15 protein-coding genes and 1 pseudogene are annotated in these 17,320 nt (G+C 69.1%); 11 read left to right on the forward strand and 5 right to left on the reverse strand.

The window, feature by feature from the left end:
• Nucleotides 1-120: 120 nt before the first annotated feature.
• From NRB56_RS16390 to NRB56_RS16400, 3 genes are all read left to right on the forward strand, one after another.
• Nucleotides 121-882, forward strand: a complete 762-nt coding sequence (locus NRB56_RS16390) for a carboxymuconolactone decarboxylase family protein (RefSeq protein ID WP_153342956.1) — start codon at nt 121-123, stop codon at nt 880-882.
• Nucleotides 883-892: 10 nt separating this feature from the next.
• The gene (locus NRB56_RS16395) at nt 893-1,729 is read left to right on the forward strand and encodes an SDR family oxidoreductase (protein ID WP_153342958.1); all 837 of its coding nucleotides are present in this window, start codon (nt 893-895) and stop codon (nt 1,727-1,729) included.
• 72 nt (nt 1,730-1,801) lie between these two features.
• The gene (locus tag NRB56_RS16400) at nt 1,802-3,166 is read left to right on the forward strand and encodes a cytochrome P450 (protein WP_153342960.1); all 1,365 of its coding nucleotides are present in this window, start codon (nt 1,802-1,804) and stop codon (nt 3,164-3,166) included.
• A 63-nt stretch (nt 3,167-3,229) separates the two neighbouring features.
• On the opposite strand, the gene NRB56_RS16405 is transcribed toward NRB56_RS16400, so the two are convergent.
• Nucleotides 3,230-3,988: an enoyl-CoA hydratase gene (locus NRB56_RS16405; RefSeq protein ID WP_153342962.1), complete on the reverse strand. Its 759-nt coding sequence runs from the start codon at nt 3,986-3,988 to the stop codon at nt 3,230-3,232.
• 114 nt (nt 3,989-4,102) lie between these two features.
• Here NRB56_RS16405 and NRB56_RS16410 point away from each other — a divergent pair.
• Nucleotides 4,103-5,809, forward strand: a pseudogene (locus tag NRB56_RS16410) (MFS transporter); the annotation flags it as partial.
• Between the two features lie 482 nt (nt 5,810-6,291).
• Here NRB56_RS16410 and NRB56_RS16415 read toward each other — a convergent pair.
• Nucleotides 6,292-7,716, reverse strand: coding sequence for a DHA2 family efflux MFS transporter permease subunit (locus tag NRB56_RS16415; RefSeq protein ID WP_319943079.1), 1,425 nt, complete (start codon nt 7,714-7,716; stop codon nt 6,292-6,294).
• Between the two features lie 95 nt (nt 7,717-7,811).
• Here NRB56_RS16415 and NRB56_RS16420 point away from each other — a divergent pair, with 95 nt between their 5' ends.
• Nucleotides 7,812-8,321 carry a winged helix-turn-helix transcriptional regulator gene (locus tag NRB56_RS16420; protein ID WP_153342964.1) on the forward strand — a complete coding sequence of 170 codons (510 nt, stop codon included), beginning with the start codon at nt 7,812-7,814 and terminating at the stop codon, nt 8,319-8,321.
• Between the two features lie 72 nt (nt 8,322-8,393).
• Here NRB56_RS16420 and NRB56_RS16425 read toward each other — a convergent pair whose 3' ends face one another.
• Complete coding sequence (locus NRB56_RS16425) at nt 8,394-8,585, reverse strand: ferredoxin (protein ID WP_153342966.1); 192 nt, start codon at nt 8,583-8,585, stop codon at nt 8,394-8,396.
• Between the two features lie 112 nt (nt 8,586-8,697).
• Here NRB56_RS16425 and NRB56_RS16430 point away from each other — a divergent pair, with 112 nt between their 5' ends.
• A complete protein-coding gene (locus NRB56_RS16430) occupies nt 8,698-9,360 on the forward strand; it encodes a TetR/AcrR family transcriptional regulator (protein ID WP_153342968.1) in 663 nt (220 codons plus the stop codon).
• Nucleotides 9,361-9,542: 182 nt separating this feature from the next.
• On the opposite strand, the gene NRB56_RS16435 is transcribed toward NRB56_RS16430, so the two are convergent.
• Entirely contained in the window at nt 9,543-10,373 is an 831-nt protein-coding gene (locus tag NRB56_RS16435) for an SDR family oxidoreductase (RefSeq protein ID WP_153342970.1), read from the reverse strand.
• A 133-nt stretch (nt 10,374-10,506) separates the two neighbouring features.
• Entirely contained in the window at nt 10,507-10,971 is a 465-nt protein-coding gene (locus tag NRB56_RS16440; RefSeq protein WP_153342972.1) for a VOC family protein, read from the reverse strand.
• Between the two features lie 91 nt (nt 10,972-11,062).
• Between NRB56_RS16440 and NRB56_RS16445 the strand changes: the two genes are divergently transcribed.
• The 5 genes from NRB56_RS16445 to NRB56_RS16465 all read left to right on the forward strand — a co-directional run.
• A complete protein-coding gene (locus NRB56_RS16445; RefSeq protein WP_153342974.1) occupies nt 11,063-12,364 on the forward strand; it encodes an acyl-CoA dehydrogenase family protein in 1,302 nt (433 codons plus the stop codon).
• On the forward strand, nt 12,361-13,434 hold the full coding sequence (locus NRB56_RS16450; RefSeq protein WP_153342976.1) for a phosphotransferase family protein: 1,074 nt from the start codon (nt 12,361-12,363) through the stop codon (nt 13,432-13,434). The genes NRB56_RS16445 and NRB56_RS16450 overlap by 4 nt, the downstream gene beginning before the upstream one ends.
• 5 nt (nt 13,435-13,439) lie before the next feature.
• Entirely contained in the window at nt 13,440-14,234 is a 795-nt protein-coding gene (locus tag NRB56_RS16455) for an enoyl-CoA hydratase-related protein (protein WP_153342978.1), read from the forward strand.
• The gene (locus NRB56_RS16460; protein ID WP_153342980.1) at nt 14,231-15,208 is read left to right on the forward strand and encodes an NADPH:quinone oxidoreductase family protein; all 978 of its coding nucleotides are present in this window, start codon (nt 14,231-14,233) and stop codon (nt 15,206-15,208) included. Before NRB56_RS16455 ends, NRB56_RS16460 begins: the two co-directional genes overlap by 4 nt.
• 371 nt (nt 15,209-15,579) lie before the next feature.
• The coding region (locus NRB56_RS16465; protein ID WP_319943080.1) for a condensation domain-containing protein at nt 15,580-17,320 on the forward strand (1,741 nt) is incomplete at its 3' end.

Consider the following 17,320-nt stretch of genomic DNA (forward strand, 5'->3'; position numbering starts at 1 on the left):
ACGTCCTGTACCGCACAGCATCCTAACAGGGGCGGCGAAAGAGACCCTGGACCGGTAAAGACAACTGTCTTAAGGTGGTGACGGACGACAAGCGGACGCAGCGCAGCGAAGGAGCGAGCCATGCCGGCCAGTGCCCAGGAGACCTATCGCGAGGTCATGACCGTCGAGCCGCCGGAAGCGGCGACCCCGTTCGAGGCGGCGACCTTCGAATTCGTCTTCGGGCAGGTGTGGTCGCGGCCCGGCCTGACCCGCCGGGAGCGGCGATGGGTGACGCTGACCTGTGTGGCCGCCGCGGATTCGCCGCAGCCGATCGCCGATCACGTCTACGCCGCGCTGCACAGCGGCGACATGACCCTGCCGGAGATGCTGGAATTCGTCCTGCATTTCGCCGTCTACTGCGGCTGGCCGAAGGCCTCGCATCTGGAGGGTGAGGTGCGCGCGCAGTGGGCCCGGCTGCACGCCGAGCGCGGCGAGCCGGCCCCGCCGTGGCCGCGGATCGACGACGCCGAACTCGGCCCGAGCGACTGGCAGCAGCGAATGGAACTGGGCGCCAAGGAGTTCGCGGAGGTGAACCTGATCTCCGCACCGCCGGCGAACACCCCGTACCAGCACGCCGGCATCCTGAACTTCGTGTTCGGGCACGTCTGGCAGCGCCCCGGCCTGACCCGCCGCGACCGCCGGCTCATCACGATTCCCGCTGTCGCGCTGGATGATTCGCCGATGCCGTTGCGCTCGCACGTCACCTCGGCGGTGGAGTCGGGCGACATCACCCCGGCGGAGCTGGACGAGATCGTGCTCCAGTTCTCCGCCTACTACGGTTTCGCCAAGGGGCAGGCGCTTCAGGACGCCGCCGATCAGGCCCGCGTCAAGGCGCCGGTGTAGGCGCGCCGGCATGGACACCGTGCGGGATCGCACCGCGATCATCACCGGCGGTGGCAGCGGCATCGGCCGCGCCACCGCGCGGTCCCTCGCCCGGCGCGGCGCGAACATCGTGGTCGCCGACATCGACGCCGCCGCCGCGCGATCGGCCGCCGCGGCGATCACCGACGCCGGCGGCCGGGCCGTCGCGGCCCACTGCGACGTCGCCGCCGAGAACGCGTTCGACGAGCTGAAAGCCTTGGCGCTGAACAGCTTCGGCCGCGTCGACGTGATGATGAACAATGTCGGCGTACTGACCCGCGGCCGCCCCGAGCACCTGCCGGTCGCCGAATGGCAGCGCCTGATCGACATCAACCTGATGTCGGTGGTGCGCAGCAACGCCACCTTCCTGCCGCTGCTGCTGGAACAGGGGCACGGGCACATCGTGAACACGGCCTCGTTCGCGGGCCTCTACACCTACTCGTACGACCGGTTGCCGTACGCGGCGACCAAGGCCGCGGTGGTGCAGATCTCGGAGGGGCTGCGGCTGTATCTGCAACCGCGGGGCATCGGCGTCACGGTGCTGTGCCCGGGCCCGGTGATGACCAACATCATGGCGTCGATGCCGCCCACCTTCGGCCCCGAGGTGCCCACCCGGGGGCCGGGCGCGCAGTTCGCCCCGCTCGCGCCGGACGTGGTCGGCGAACAGGTCGCGACGGCGATCCTGGACGACACCTTCATGCTCTACACCCACGAGGCGGTGCGGGATCTGCTGGTCGAGCGCGCGTCGGACTGGAACGCCTTCGTCGCCGAGCGAATTCGGACGATCGAGGAAGGCGAAAACGCTCCGGGGAAGCCAGGCCGAGAGTAGCGTTCTCATTTGAGCAAGTGTGGTTCTCATCACGTCGGGAAGCCGCACGTCTCGAAAGGAGGACACCCGTCGATGAGCGACGAGACGGCCGTCACCGATGATGCTGGGAAACCGAAGCGCTATCACTTCGATCGGCACACCGCGGAATATCGCCACCGCTTCCAGGAGATCACCGAGGAGATGCACACCGGGTGCCCGCTGGCCTGGTCGGACACCTACGGCGGCCACTGGGTGGCCGCGGGCAACCGCGAGGTGTTCAGCCTCGCCCGGTCGCCGCACATCTCCAACGACAACGACCTGTTCGGCGAGCGCCGCGGCTACCGGGGCATCTCCATACCGCCCCCGGACCGGAAGCACCAGCAGGCCCGCGGCGGCATCCTCGAGATGGACGATCCCGAGCACCGCGAATACCGCCAGTTGCTGAATCCGTACCTGTCACCGGCGGCGGTGAGCCGCTGGATCCCGTTCGTCGACGAGGTGGTGCGCGCCTGCCTCGACGAGCGGATCGAGAGCGGCAGTATCGATTTCGTCGACGATCTGGCGAATATCGTTCCGGCCGTGCTGACTCTGGCGATGATGGGCATCCCGCTGAAGAAGTGGACCATCTACAACGAGCCCGCGCACGCCTCGGTCTACACGCCCCCGCATTCGCCGGACATGCCGCGCGTCCTCGAACTGCTGATGGCGGAGTACACCGATCTGGCGCTGAACATGGCCGAGATCAAGGAGAATCCGCGCCCCGGCATGATCGACGCGCTGATCCAGGCGCGCATCGCCGGCGAACCGCTGCCGGATGTGGAGATCCTGGGCAATCTCGCGCTGATCATCGGCGGCGGCTTCGACACCACCACCGCGCTGACCGCGCACTCGCTGGAGTGGCTGTCCCAGCATCCGGAGGACCGCGAAACCCTCAGCCGGGAACGGGAATTGCTGCTCGACTCGGCGACCGAGGAGTTCCTGCGCTTCTACACGCCGGCTCCCGGCGACGGCCGCACGGTCGCCGCCGATCTCGAGATCGAAGGCATGACCCTTCAGGAGGGTGAGCGCCTGTGGCTGTCGTGGGCGATGGCCAACCGCGACCGGGATCTGTTCCGCGATCCGGAGCGGATCGTGCTGGACCGGAAGGGCAACCGCCACTTCAGCTTCGGCCTCGGCGTGCATCGCTGCATCGGATCCAACGTGGCGCGCACGGTGTTCAAGCGCATGCTCGTCGCGGTGCTGGATCGGATGCCGGATTTCCGTTGCGACGCCGAGGGCGCGGTGCACTACGAGACCATCGGGGTCATCCAGGGCATGCGGAAGCTGCCCGCGACGTTCACCCCGGGCGCCCGGCTCGGCGCGGGTCTCGACGAGACCCTGGAGAAGTTGCAGCTGATCTGCGACGAACAGCGACTGGCCGAACCGGTGACGGTGCGCAAGGACCAGGCCCAGATCTGACCGTCGCGCCGGGCGCCCGCCGGAGTCGTGGCCGGCCGGGCGCCCGGCACGCGAGGGGCCGGATCACTTCGAGGTGATCCGGCCCTTCGTCGCGTTCAACCGGGCGGCGAATTCCGGTGATTCGATCGAGGCGAGCTGCGGCACGATCTCGGTGTCGACGGCCTCGGCGTGCGTGGCCAGGCTCCGGGTGGCGCGCATCGAGCGCTTGGTGGTGATCAGCAGGTCGCGCGGCGCCTCGGCGGTGACGGCCGCGAACTCGACCGCGGCGGACACCAGCGCGTCGTGGTCGCCGTCGACCACGCGGTGCGCCAGACCGGCAGCGAAAGCCGCTTCGGCGCCGAGGATCTCGCCGAACAGGGTCATCGCGGCCGCCCGCTGCGGACCGACCAGCGCCTGCAGCATCCAGGTCATGCCGCCGCCGGGATGGATGCCCAGCCGCAGGAATCGCGGGTCGAAACGCGCACGGGGACCGGCGATCCGGACGTCGGCGGCCAGCGCCAGGTTGAGCCCCGCGCCCACGGCCGCCCCGCCCACGGCCGCGACCGTCGGCAGCGCGCACTGCGCGACGGCGAGGAATCCGGCGTAGATCGCGCGCAGGCCCTGTTCGCGGGCCTCGCCCAGCGCGGTCAGGTCGGCGCCGGCGCAGAAGGCCGGCGGCGTGCCGGTGACCACCAGCGCGTGCACCGCACTGTCCTGTTCGGCGGCCGCGACCGCGGCGGCCAGGTCGGCGGACAGGTCCAGTGTCAACGCATTTCGGCGGTCGGGATCGTGCACGGTCACCACTGCGACCCGGTCCCGGTGCTCCACGAGGATCTCACCCATGCCCCGATCCTAAGCAGACGCTCCGGGCTGTGAGCAGCGCCACACTGTAGTTAGTATGCGCTAAGCAACTATTCTGGACCGGGTCGGCGCTCCGTCCCCCTAGGAGGCGCAACGATGTCAGATTCCTTCACCGGCACCCGACCGGATCTCGGCGATTCCCCGTCGCGCGGGCGGTTCCGGGTAGGTCGCGAGCACCCGAACTACAAGTGGGTGGTGCTGTCGAACACCACGCTCGGCATGCTGGTGGTCACGATCAACTCGTCGATCGTCATCATCTCGCTGCCGGCCATCTTCCGCGGCATCGACCTGAATCCGCTGGCCCCCGGCAACGTCAGCTACCTGCTCTGGTTGCTGATGGGCTTCATGCTCGCCTCGGCGGTGCTGGTGGTGATGTTCGGCCGGCTCGGCGACATGTACGGCCGGGTGCGCATCTACAACTACGGGTTCGTGGCGTTCACGATCGCCGCGATCGCCACCTCGTTCGACCCGTTCCAGCACGGCGGCGGGGCGATCTGGCTGATCACCTGGCGCGTCATCCAGGGCATCGGCGGCGCGATGCTGATGGCCAACGCGGCCGCGATCCTCACCGACGCCTTCCCCGCCGAACAGCGCGGGATGGCGCTGGGCATCAACCAGGTCGCCTCGATCGCCGGGCAGTTCCTCGGCCTGGTCGTGGGCGGCGCACTGGCGGAATGGGATTGGCGCGCGGTGTTCTGGGTCAGCGTGCCGTTCGGCGTGATCGGCACGATCTGGTCCTATCGTTCGCTGCACGAGATCGGCCGCCGCACACCGGGTTCGATCGATCTGCCCGGCATCGTCACCTTCGCCCTCGGCCTCACCGCCCTGCTGACCGGCATCACCTACGGCATCCAGCCCTACGGCGGTTCCAGCACCGGCTGGACCAATCCCTGGGTGCTGGCGGGCATCCTCGGCGGCGTGGCGCTGCTGGGGGTGTTCTGCATGGTGGAAACCAAGGTGGCGCAACCGATGTTCCAGCTGACGCTGTTGCGCAACCGGGCCTTCGCGCTGTCCAACCTCGCCGGTCTGATGTCCTCGGTGGGCCGCGGCGGACTCCAGTTCATGGTGGTGATCTGGTTGCAGGGCATCTGGTTGCCCCTGCACGGCTTCAGTTTCGAGTCCACTCCCCTGTGGGCCGGCATCTACATGCTGCCGACGACGGTCGGCTTCCTCGCCGCCGGCCCGCTGTCGGGCTGGCTGTCCGACCGTTACGGCGCGCGCTGGCTCGCGACCAGCGGATTCCTGGTCACCGCAGCGGGTTTCGTGCTGCTGATCGCGATACCCGTGGACTTCCAATATCTCTGGTTCGTGCTGATCCTGTTCGGCGCCGGCTTCGGCATGGGCATGTTCTCCTCGCCGAACACCGCGGTCGTGATGTCGAGCGTGCCCGCTGCGCAACGCGGCGCGGCCTCGGGCGTGCGCGGCACGATTCTCAACAGCGGCCTGGCCATCTCGATCGGAGTCTTCTTCTCGCTGATGATCGTCGGCCTGTCCCGGACCCTGCCCGGCACCCTCGGCGCCGGCCTGCGCGACCAGGGCGTCCCGGCCCACATCGCCGATCAGGTGGCGAACCTGCCACCGGTGGGCAGCCTGTTCGCCGCCTTCCTCGGCTACAACCCGATCAAGGAACTGCTCGGCCCGACAGGCGCATTGGACCAGCCCGGCGTCCACGGCGACGTGCTCACCGGCCAGCAGTTCTTCCCGCACCTGATCTCCGGCCCCTTCCACGCCGGCCTGGTCGTGGTCTTCCTCGCCGCGGCCGTGATGATGCTCGTCGGCGCGGTCGCCTCCTGGTTCGCCGGCGACGGCCGCGCCCGGCCGGAAGCCGAGGACCTGGTCCCCGCCGCCGCCCCGCTCGCCGAAACCCCTTCTCCCGGACCGGCTCTCACCAACGGCGCCGCACCCGCACAGATCGGTGGTAACGGCATTCCCGCCGAACCGGCCGCATCGAACCGACACGGCACACCGGCCGAACCCGCCGAGCCGAACCGCAACGGCACACCGATCCAACCCGCCGAGTCGAATCGAGACGGCGCACCGGCCAGGCCCGCCGAGTCGAACGGCAAGCCCACACCGGCCGGGCCCGCCGGGGCGGACGGCGGCAACGGATCCGACGCCGACGGCAGCCCTGCCGAGACACACCCGCGGACCCGCGACCGATAGTCGGCGAATGCGGGACGGCAGCCCGCACACTGCGGGCTGCCGCCGATCCGTGGCAGACGAATTTCGTTGCAGCCGAACGCCTCCGGGCGAAGCGAAACCTCAAATCGCCCGCACCCCCCCGGCTAGCCGGCCGCGGCGGGTCTCCGCGCGACCACCAGATAGACCACCGCGGTCACCAGCGTGGTGGCGACGATCAACCACCACCCCTGCCGGAACACATGTTCCGGGTCGCCGGCGCGGGCGAGGATCGCGACCAGTCCGGCGACGCCGAGCACCGCGCCGACCTGACGGGCCATCGACACCACAGCGGAGCCGGTGGCGAAGCGATCCGGCGGGACCGAGGTGACCGCCGCGCCGATCAGGGTGGGCAGGGTGAGGCCGACGCCGATACCGGTGAGCAGCATGCCGGGCAGCATGGCGGCGGGATAGTCGGCGGTGGCGCGCATGGTCGCGATCCACCAGCCGATACCGGCGGCGAAGACCACACATCCGGCCGCGGTGACCCGAGCCGGACCGAAGCGGGTGACCAGCGGTCCGCCCTTGGCGGCGAGCAGCGGCACCATCAGCGGACCGGGTGCGACCGCGAGCCCGGTGCGCATCGCCGACCAGTGCCAGACCGTCTCGGCCCACAGCACACTCGACAACAGCATCGCCGCGAACGGCACGGCGAACAGCAGATTCGCCAGCGAGGCCGCGGCGAAGGGCCGAATTCGCAACAGCGACAACGGAAGTACCGGCGTGACTGCTCGCGAACACCAGGCGACGAACAGGGCCAGCAGCACGACGCAAGCCGCGAGACTGCCCAGCACCGCCGCCGACGTCCAGCCCCAGTCAGAACCCTTCACCACCGCCAGCGACAGCAGGCCGATCGCCGCGGTGACCAGCGCGGCGCCCGGCAGATCGGGCAGCCGGGTACCCGTCCGCGCCGGCGCCTTCGGCAGCAGTGCCGGACCGGCCACCAGCACGGCCAGCCCGATCGGGACGTTGATCAGGAAGACCCAGCGCCACCCGGCCTCCGTGAGCACACCACCCAGGGCCGGGCCCAGGGCCGCCGCGGCGCCGCTGATCGCGGTCCAGCCACGGATCGCGGTCAGCCGCTTCTCCGGTGGCGTGGCCGCCAGCAGCACGCCCAGCGAGGCCGGGACCATCGCCGCCGCGCCCACCGCCTGCACGGCCCGGAACACCACCAGCAGCCACACGTTCGGGGCCAGCGCACAGGCCAGCGAGGCCACCGTGAATCCGGCGATCCCGCCGAGGTAGACACCGCGCGCCCCGAACCGGTCGGCCAGATTCCCCGCCGGGACCAGCAGCGCCCCGAACAGCACCGCGTACGCGTTGAGCACCCACGACACCGAGCTCAGCGACTCGTGCCCGAGCCGGTCCCCGATCTGCGGCAACGCGACATTGACAATGAACTGGTCCAGATTCGACATCGCCACACCCGCGGCGACCAGCAGGAAGGCCGCGCCGAACGAGCGCGCCCGCCGGCCCGGCGGCTCGCCCACCGAATCCTGTTGTGCCACTGGTTCGCTCGCCAGTTCGCTCACATCGTCACCTCGTCGTCCCGCGCCGATCCTGTAAGTTTGAAATTCAAACTGACATGAGGCTAAGCGAGTCGGTTGGATATGACAACCTAGGAGGTATGACCGTGGAAACGACCCCCGGACGACACTCGGCCGCCGAACTGCCGGGCCGGCCGTGCTCGATCGCGACGGCGCTGTCGATCATCGGCGAGCGCTGGGCCCTGCTGGCGATCCGGGAGATCAGCCTGGGCAACCGCAGGTTCGGCGCGATCCTGACGGGCACCGGCGCACCGCGGGACATCCTCACCGCCCGGCTGCGGGCCCTGGAATCGGCGGGAATCCTCTACCGCACGCGGTACAGCGAACATCCGCCGCGTTTCGAATATCGCCTCACCACCGCCGGCCGCGATCTGCAACCGGTGCTGACCGCGCTACGGCTGTGGGGCGACCGCTGGCTGGTCGACGAGCCACCGGTGATCTTCGAGCACGAGTGCGGCACCCCGATCAGCGTGTCCACCCGCTGCCCGCACTGCGACGTCGACATCGAGCACACGTCGGTCACCCCGCACGCGACCCCGGAATGGCACCGGAACAATCCCGCCTGGCCGGCGCCGGAATCCGGCGCCTGAGCCGGCCCGCCCGGCGCGGGTACAGGCCACGCCGGGCGACGAGGGCCGGAAATGCCCGGCCCACCGGAGAATTCAGGAAATCGAGATGGCCTGTTCCGGGCAGGAGTGCACGGCCTCGCGCACCGCTTCCTCCTGATCGACGGGGACATCCTCGCTGACGGGGGTCGCGTGACCGTCGATATCGCTGAGCTGGAATGCTTTGGGGGCGATCATGGCGCACAACGTGTGACCCTGGCAACGCTGCGGATCGATACTGACCTTCAAGTCGGTACTCGCATTCTTATTCCGGAGAATTTTGTTCTCTTCGGAGTCTATCCGCCGGTATCGCGCGTCGGACCGGTTTGCGCCGACCAGGTCCGTTCAGAATACTGTTCTTATGGCTGAGAATCTCGTTACTTCCGCCGGTGGCGACCCGGTGCCCGCGGGGGGCGATGTCGCCAGCCGCATCGCGCAGCGATCGCTGGCCAAGCGTGAGGCCGGCTACGCCGGCGAGATCCGGCGGCTGCTCGACGCCGCACTCGCGGAGATCAACACCCGCGGCACCACCGCGCGCATCCGGGTCGCCGATGTGGTCGCCGCGGCCGGACTGTCCAATGACGCCTTCTACCGGCACTTCCCGTCCAAGGACGCACTGCTGGGGGCATTGCTCGAGGACGGCACCGAACGCCTGATCGGCTATGTCAGCCACCAGATGGGCAAGGAGACCACGCCGGAGGGCCGGATCCGCCGCTGGGCGGCGGCGGTGCTGTCGCAGGCCACCGACGATATCGCCACCACCACACGGGCCATCCTCTGGAACGCGGGCGGGCCCACCACCGATTTCGAATCGGGCCCGCCGCTGCCGGGCAGCCGGCTGGCCGCCCTGCTGCGCCCGGCGTTCGCCGAATTGGGCAGTGCCGACCCGGATTTCGACGCGTCGGTGGTTTCCCACGCCACGGTCGGCGTGCTCACCGACCACCTGTGGCGCCGGGCCCAGCCGACCCCGCACGACGTGGACCGCGTCGTCGCTTTCGCCCTGCGTGTGGTGACCCCGGCCTGACGCCGAGGCCTGGGCGAGGCATCCCGCCACCACCGGCCGGTCGCGGCGGCAACACCGGCCCGGCAGCCACCCGCACCCGGCCGGACGCCGCGACGGGCCGGGCGTGGCAGCGACACCCCGGCCGCCCCGCGCCCGGCGACGGCTACCACGGCGACGGCCCGCCGTGGGTCCGGACGACGCGATCAGCGCGCGGCGGCAGCCAGTTGCACAGCGGCGAGCACTCCGCCGTCGACCAGCAGGTCGATACCGTTGAGGAAGGAGGCGTCGTCCGACAGCGCGAACGCGACCACTCCGGCCACCTCTTCGGCCTGCCCGAGCCGGCCCAGCGGTGTGGCGTCGATCAGCTTCTGAATCGAGGGATGCTCCGCCGCCTCCTGCGCCTGCTGCGGGGTGTCGATCGTGCCCGGCGAGATCGAGCAGATCCGCGCCCGCGACGCGCCCAGCCGGACCGCCTCGTATTTCACGAACCGGTGCACCCCGCGCTTGGCCCAGGTGTAGGCGTAGCCGCTGTCCTCGAGATTCGGTCCGACCACCTCGCGCAAGCGCTCCAGGAAATCCGGCGCCAGCGGATCGTCCAGCACCGCGATCGCGGCCGGATCCGGCTGCGAGGGGTCCAGCAGCGGCGCCATCGAGGCGAAACAGGTGAAGGCCGTGCCCTCGACGGCCAGCGGACGCAGCGCCTCGGACAGCCGCGCGGTGGCGACCAGGTCGACGGTCAGGATGCGCCGCCAGTCCGCCATCGTCGGCGAGATGCCCGCCGCGTGCGCGACCGCCCGCAGCGTGCCCAGTTCGGCGGTCCGCTCGGCCAGCCGGGCCAGGCCGTCGGTGTCGGTGACGTCGAGGACGAAGGCCTCGACGGATGCCCGGTCACCGGCCAGTTCGACGGCGGCGGCCTGCGCGGTCGCCTCGTCCCGGTCGACCAGCAGCAGGGAGTCGACCGCACCGGTCAGTCGCTTCGCGCAGGCGAGGCCCATGCCCCGTCCGGCGCCGGTCACGATGCCCACGGTTGTCATATGCGTCCTTTCGCTCGGATTCGGTGCGCAACCGGCATAGCGGCCGGTCCCGCGGTCCCGCGTGCAACGCCGGTATCGGTTCGGCGCTCAACAGGGTTGCCCCACGGCACTCGTGCTGGTGCCGGAACGGCACTCAGGCCGGTGCGGCCCAGCATTGCCGCAGCCCGGATTCGGCGCGGCGGTCCACCAGTTCGATCCGGAATCCCCGCTCGCCGGTCAGGAAGGCGAAGAACAGCTCCCCGCTCGCCGGATCCGCGCCGGGCATCGGCCGGGTGGCCTCCACGTGCCAGCCGTTGGCGGTCAGCACGGCGACGTCCGCGGCCACATCGTCGGCCCAGTAGCCGAGGTGATGGATACCACCGCCGGGCACCGGCTCCCACATCGTGCCCGCGACCGCGCTCACGATCTCGAGCCGTGGCTCCTGGATGGAGAACTGGCAGGTCAGCACCACTTCCGTGGCGCCGGACGGCAATTCGACGGCGACCGGATTGGTCATCCGCACACCCCACTGGTAGCCCAGCGTCGCGGTCAGCGCGTCGACGGTCGCGTCGAAGTCGGTGGTGACGATGCCCAGGTGGAACTGGTCCTCGGCCCTCATGCCACACCCCTTCGCACAGCGAACTTCTTCTCGTCAAGAATTGCGTTCTGTAACACGAGAAGGATATTCTCACCTTTCGAGAGGAGGCGCAATGTCGTGGGATTTCGAAACCGAGCCCGAGTACCAGAAGAAGTTGGACTGGGCCGACGAGTTCGTTCGTGAGGAGGTCGAGCCGCTGGACCTGGTGTGGGAGCACCAGCAGTTCGTGCCGCTCGAGGGCAAGCGGCGGGAGGCCATCCAGCCGCTGAAGGAGGAGGTGCGCCGGCAGGGGCTGTGGGCCACCCACCTCGGACCCGACCTCGGCGGGCAGGGCTACGGCCAGCTGAAGCTGGCGTTGCTGAACGAGATCCTGGGCCGCTCGTCGTGGGCGCCGATCGTGTTCGGCTGCCAGGCGCCCGACACCGGCAACGCGGAGATCATCGCCCACTACGGCACCGAGGCGCAGAAGAAGCAGTATCTGCAGCCGCTGCTCGACGGCGAACTGTTCTCCAGCTACTCGATGACCGAGCCGCAGGCCGGCGCCGATCCGACGCAGTTTCAGACGAAAGCGCACCGGGACGGCGACGATTGGATCATCAACGGCTGGAAGTTCTTCTCCTCCAACGCCTCCACCGCGTCGTTCCTCATCGTGATGGCCGTGACCGACACGGAAGTCAGCCCGTACCAGGGCATGTCGATGTTCCTGGTGCCGACCGACACCCCGGGCATCAACATCGTCCGCAACGTCGGCCTGTACGGCGAGCCGATGAACGAGGGCCAGCACGCGCTGATCCACTACGAGAACGTCCGCGTCCCTGCCGAAGCGCTGCTCGGCGGCGAGGGCCAGGCGTTCGTCATCGCGCAGACCCGTCTCGGCGGCGGTCGCATCCATCACGCCATGCGCACGATCGGCTTGGCGCAGAAGGCGATCGACATGATGTGCGAGCGAGCGCTGTCGCGCACCACGCAGGGCAGCAAGCTCGCCGACAAGCAGTTCGTGCAGGGCTACATCGCCGATTCCTACGCGCAGCTCACCCAGTTCCGGCTGTTCGTGCTGCACACCGCGTGGAAGATCGACAAGTACAACGACTACAAGAAGGTCCGCAAGGACATCGCCACCGCGAAGATCGTGATGCCGACCGTGCTGCACGACATCGCTTGGCGCGCAATGCAGATCCACGGCGCCCTGGGCACCACGAACGAGATGCCGTTCTTCCGGATGATCCACGGCGCGGGCGTGATGGGCCTGGCCGACGGGCCGACCGAGGTGCACAAGATGACCGTCGCCAAGCAGGTGCTGCGCGACTACCGGGGCACCGACGACATGTGGCCGTCGGAGTGGATCCCGCGCAAGCAGGAAGCGGCTCGCGCGAAGTACGCCGAATTTCTGGAACACGAGGTCGGAAACCTATGAGTGAGCTCGCGAACGAATCAACGACGCAGGGCGCGAACCCGCAACCCACGATCGACTCCGCGAAGCTGATCGCGTGGATGGACGAGCAGGGCCTGCCCGGTAAGGGTGAACCGGCCGAACTGTCCTTCCTGTCCGGCGGCACGCAGAACGAGATCTACCTGATCACCCGCGGCGAGCACCGCAGCGTCATCCGGATCCCACCGGCCGGTGCCCCGGCCGAGCGCGACGAGGGCATCCTGCGCGAATGGCGGATCACCGCCGCGCTGGACGGCACCGACGTCCCGCACACCCCCGCGATCGCGGTCTGCACGGACAACTCCGTCCTGGGCCGCACCTTCTACCTGATGGGCCATGTCGACGGCTGGTCGCCGATGAGCACCCGCCGCAAGTGGCCCGCGCCGTTCGACACCGACCTCGAACTCCGCGCGGGCCTGGGCTACCAGCTGGCCGAGGGCATCGCGCTGCTGTCCAAGGTCGACTGGCAGGCACAGGGCCTGACCGGCCTGGGCCGCCCGGAGAACTTCCACGAGCGGCAGGTCGAGCGCTGGACCACGTTCTTCGAGCGGATCAAGGGCCGGGAGCTGCCGGGCCTGGACGTCGCCGCCGACTGGCTGCGCAACCACCGCCCGCTGGACTACATCCCCGGCATCATGCACGGCGACTACCAGTTCGCGAATGTCATGTTCCAGCACGGCGCTCCGGCCCGGCTGGCCGCGCTGGTCGACTGGGAGATGGGCACCGTCGGCGATCCGAAGCTGGATCTGGCGTGGATGGTGCAGGGCTGGCCCGCCGACACCGCCTCTCCCGAGGCCGCCACCGCGAGTTATGTCGACATGCAGGGTATGCCGAGCCGGGATCAGGTCGTGGCGCACTACGCCGAGGTCTCCGGCCGTCAGGTGGACGATCTGGACTACTACCTCGTGCTCGCGAAGTGGAAGCTGGCTATCGTGCTGGAGCGTGGCTTCCAGCGCGCCGGTGACGATCCGAAACTTCAGAGCTTCGGCCCGGTCGTGGCGGATGCCGCGAAGGCGGCCGCCGATCTGGCCGAGAGCTCGGACTACAAGGGGTAATTCGCATGACGACCAGTCAGGACAACGCAGACCAGGTGATCGTCGAGCGGCGCGGCAACGTGCAGCTCATCCGGATCAACCGGCCCGAGGCTCGAAACGCGTTGAACGGGGCCGTGATCCAGGGCATCGGCCAGGGTGTGCTGGAGGCCGAGAACGATCCGCAGCTGCGCGCGATCGTGCTGATCGGCACCGGCGACAAGGCCTTCTGCGCCGGGATGGATCTCAAGGAGTTCGCCTCGGGCGGCACCGGCGCCGGGCTGGGCTCGAGTGAGGCCGGCGAGGCGTACCAGCGGCTGTCGCGCGGCCAGGTGTCCGTGCCGGTGGTCGGCGCGGCCAACGCCACCGCGGTGGGCGGCGGCCTGGAACTGCTGCTGAGCGCCGACCTGATCGTGGCGTCCAGCGCCGCGAAATTCGGTTTCCCCGAGGTGAAGCGCGGCCTGTACGCGGCCGGCGGCGGCACCGACGTCGGCACCCGGATTCCGCTGAACATCGCGCTGGAGCTGCTGCTCACCGGTGATCCGATCACCGCCGAGCGGGCCTATCAGGTCGGCCTGGTGAATCTGATCGCCGAGCCGGAGCAGGTGCTCGACGCCGCGCTGGCGGTGGCGGAGCGGATCGCCGCCAACGGCCCGCTGGGCCTGGCCGCCTCGAAGGAACTGGCCCGGCTCGCGGTGACCGACCACGCCGAGGCCCGCCGGCGGCAGGGCGAGTTGCAGAAGTCGGTGTTCAGCAGCGCGGACGCCAAGGAGGGCGCGATGGCCTTCCTCGAGAAGCGGTCCCCCGACTGGCAGGGCAAATGACCGGCGTTCGCGCGGTCGTCTGTCACGCCTACGGGCCGCCGGAATCGGTGCGCCTGGAGGAACTGCCCGCCCCGGACCTCGCCGCCGGGCAGGCCCGGGTGCGGGTGTCCGCGGCGGCGGTCAACTTTCCCGATGTCCTGGTGCTCGCCAACGAGTACCAGGTGAAGGTCCCGACGCCGTTCGTGCCCGGTAGCGAATACGCGGGCGTGGTCACCGAGGTCGCCGCCGATGTCACCACGGTGACCGTCGGCGACCGGGTGACCGGTACCGGCATCGTCGGCGCGTTCGCCGAGCAGGTCACCGTCGCGGCGACGGGCCTGACGGCCATCCCCACCGGTGTCGATTTCCGGGACGCGGCGGCCTTCGGGGTGGCGCATCGGACCGCGTACCACACGCTCCGATCGGTGGCGCGGCTCGAGGCCGGGCAGCGGCTGCTGGTGCTCGGCGCCGGTGGCGGCGTCGGACTGGCCGCGGTGCAACTCGGTGTCGCGCTCGGCGCCGAGGTGATCGCGGTGGCCTCCTCGGACGACAAGCTCGCCGTCGCCGGGCAGCACGGCGCGAAGACCCTGGTGAACTACCGATCCGGGGAGTTGCGCACGCTGCTGAAGCAGGCGCTGCCCGACGGCGCGCACGCGGTGGTGGATCCGGTCGGCGGTGACCTGTCGGAGCCGGCGCTGCGCGCGCTGCGCCGCGGCGGGCGGTTCGTCACCGTCGGCTTCGCCTCCGGCACCATCCCGCGCATTCCGCTGAACCTGGTGCTGGTCAAGGGGATTGCGGTCCTCGGCTTCCAGTTCCAGGATCTGGATCGCGACGAGTTCCGGCGCAACGAGGCGGAGCTGCGCGAGCTGCTGGCCACCGGTGCGGTGCGCCCGCACATCGGCGCGGTGTATCCGCTCGCGGAGACGGCGGCCGCGCTGCGCGAGGTGGCCGACGGCAGGGCGATCGGGAAGGTGCTCATCGATCTCGCGGGATAAGTTCACGCACATCGTGTTCCGTGGCGCGGCGGCCCTGGCCGGACGCGCCGCGGAACGATCGCGGAATCCGATTGTTTTCAGCGCTGGGAATCCCGGCGTGAAACGAAGAGAGCCTATTCCTTTCAACGCGGCACCGCACGGCGGGACCGGACATTTACAGTGCCTTAACATTGCCCGTTCAAACATCGATGTCGCGGCTGCGCCTTTTTCGGAAATGCGGCCGCTGCGCGCACTTCGTCGTTCACAGCAGATGCCCACGTTGCGCACAGCGTTGGCCGGGATGTGCGATCTGTGGTATGAGCGGTATCGGAGTTGCGCGGCGGAGACACCGTTGCACCATGATCGGTCGTTCAATTGTAAGGTAACCGGTTGTGAGTAAGGTCGACCGGCAGGATTTCGGCGGAAACGACGAAGCCCAAAGTGAGGTAGGATCCGCGCCGGTTTCGATCGGAGAGGCGTTCCCGCTTTCTCCCGCGCAACTGGGTATCTGGTATGCCCAGCATCTGGATCCCGACGTGCCGATCAACATCGCTCAGTATGTCGATCTGCGCGGCACACTCGATCCCGCGACGTTGAGCCTCGCATTCTCCGAGACGGCGCGCGAGTTGGGCTCGGGCGTGCTACGGATCGTGGAACACGACGGACAGCCGTGGCAGTACGTCGACGCCGGCTTCGTGAATTCGGTACGGCACATCGATCTGCGCGGGACGTCGGATGCGGAAGCGGCGGCACTGCAATGGATGCGCGCGGATTACGGACGGCCGCTGGATCTCTTGACAGATCAGCTGGTCCATTCGGTGACGTTGCGGTTGTCCGACGACCGATGGTTCTGGTACGTGCGGGCGCATCACATCGCGATGGACGGCTTCGGCGCGATGGTCAATCTGCAACGGGTGGCCGAACGTTATACCGCGTACGTCTCCGGTGCCAGGGTACCGGCGGCGAAGATCCCGCAACTGCGGGAATTGGTGGACGCGGAACTCGCCTACAGCGAGTCGGCGCGCTTCGAATCGGATCGGCGGTATTGGGCCGAGAAGGTCGCCGGGCTCGAGGCGGGGTCGGGGCTGACCGGACGGACGGCCCCACCGGCCGCGGTGAATCAGGTGGTGTCGGCGGAGCTGGCCGAGGACCACCATGCCGAGCTGAGTGCGGCGGTGGCGCGATTCGAGTCGTCGGCGGCGGGTGTGCTGCTCGCGGCGTTCGCGACCTATCTCGCGCAGTGGACGGGGACCGAGGAGGTCATTCTCAGTCTGCCGGTGACCGGTCGAGTTACCGCGGCGATGCGCCGGGCCGGCGGCGCGACGTCGAACATCGTGCCGCTGCGGCTGCGAGTCGGTTTCGACACCACGATCGCGGAACTGCTGGCGCAGGTGCAGCTCGAGGTGTCGGGGGCGTTGCGGCATCAGCGGTACCGGCACGAGGACATCCGCCGCGACACCGCCGGGGACGGGGTGGTGTCGACCGAGTTCTTCGGTCCGTGGGTCAACATCATGCTGTTCCACGATCTGCTCACCTTCGGTGAGCTCACCGGCCGGATGCATGTTCTCTCCACCGGCTCGATCGAGGATTTGGGCGTCAACTTCTACCAGACCGACGACGGCACCCGCATCGACTTCGAGACCAATCCGAACCTGTACAGCGACAACGAAACTCGCGTGCATCATGCGCGGTTCCTCGAATTCCTCCGGCGTTTCGCCGCTGCCGAGGCCGGCGCGGCGGTGTGGTCGTTGCCGATCACCACCGACAGTGAGTTGGATCGGACGCTGGCGGCGTGGAACGACGCCGACCACGACGTTCCCGCGACGACGTTGCCGGTGTTGCTGGATCGGCAGATCGAGGCCACGCCGAAGCATGTGGCGTTGTGTTTCGAGGACGACACGCTCACCTACGCGGAGTTCGGTGCGCGGGTCAACCGGCTGGCGCGGCGGTTGATCGCTGATGGTGTGGGGCCGGAATCGCTGGTCGCCCTGGGTATGCGGCGATCACTGGACCTGGTGATCGGTATGCACGCGGTGTTGCGGGCCGGTGGCGCGTATGTGCCGATCGATCCGGATCACCCGGTCGAGCGCACCGCCTACATTCTCGACAGCGCCGATCCGGTGTGTGTGCTCA

The sequence above is a fragment of the Nocardia aurantia genome, assembly GCF_009604425.1.
Taxonomy (GTDB): Bacteria; Actinomycetota; Actinomycetes; order Mycobacteriales; family Mycobacteriaceae; genus Nocardia; species Nocardia aurantia.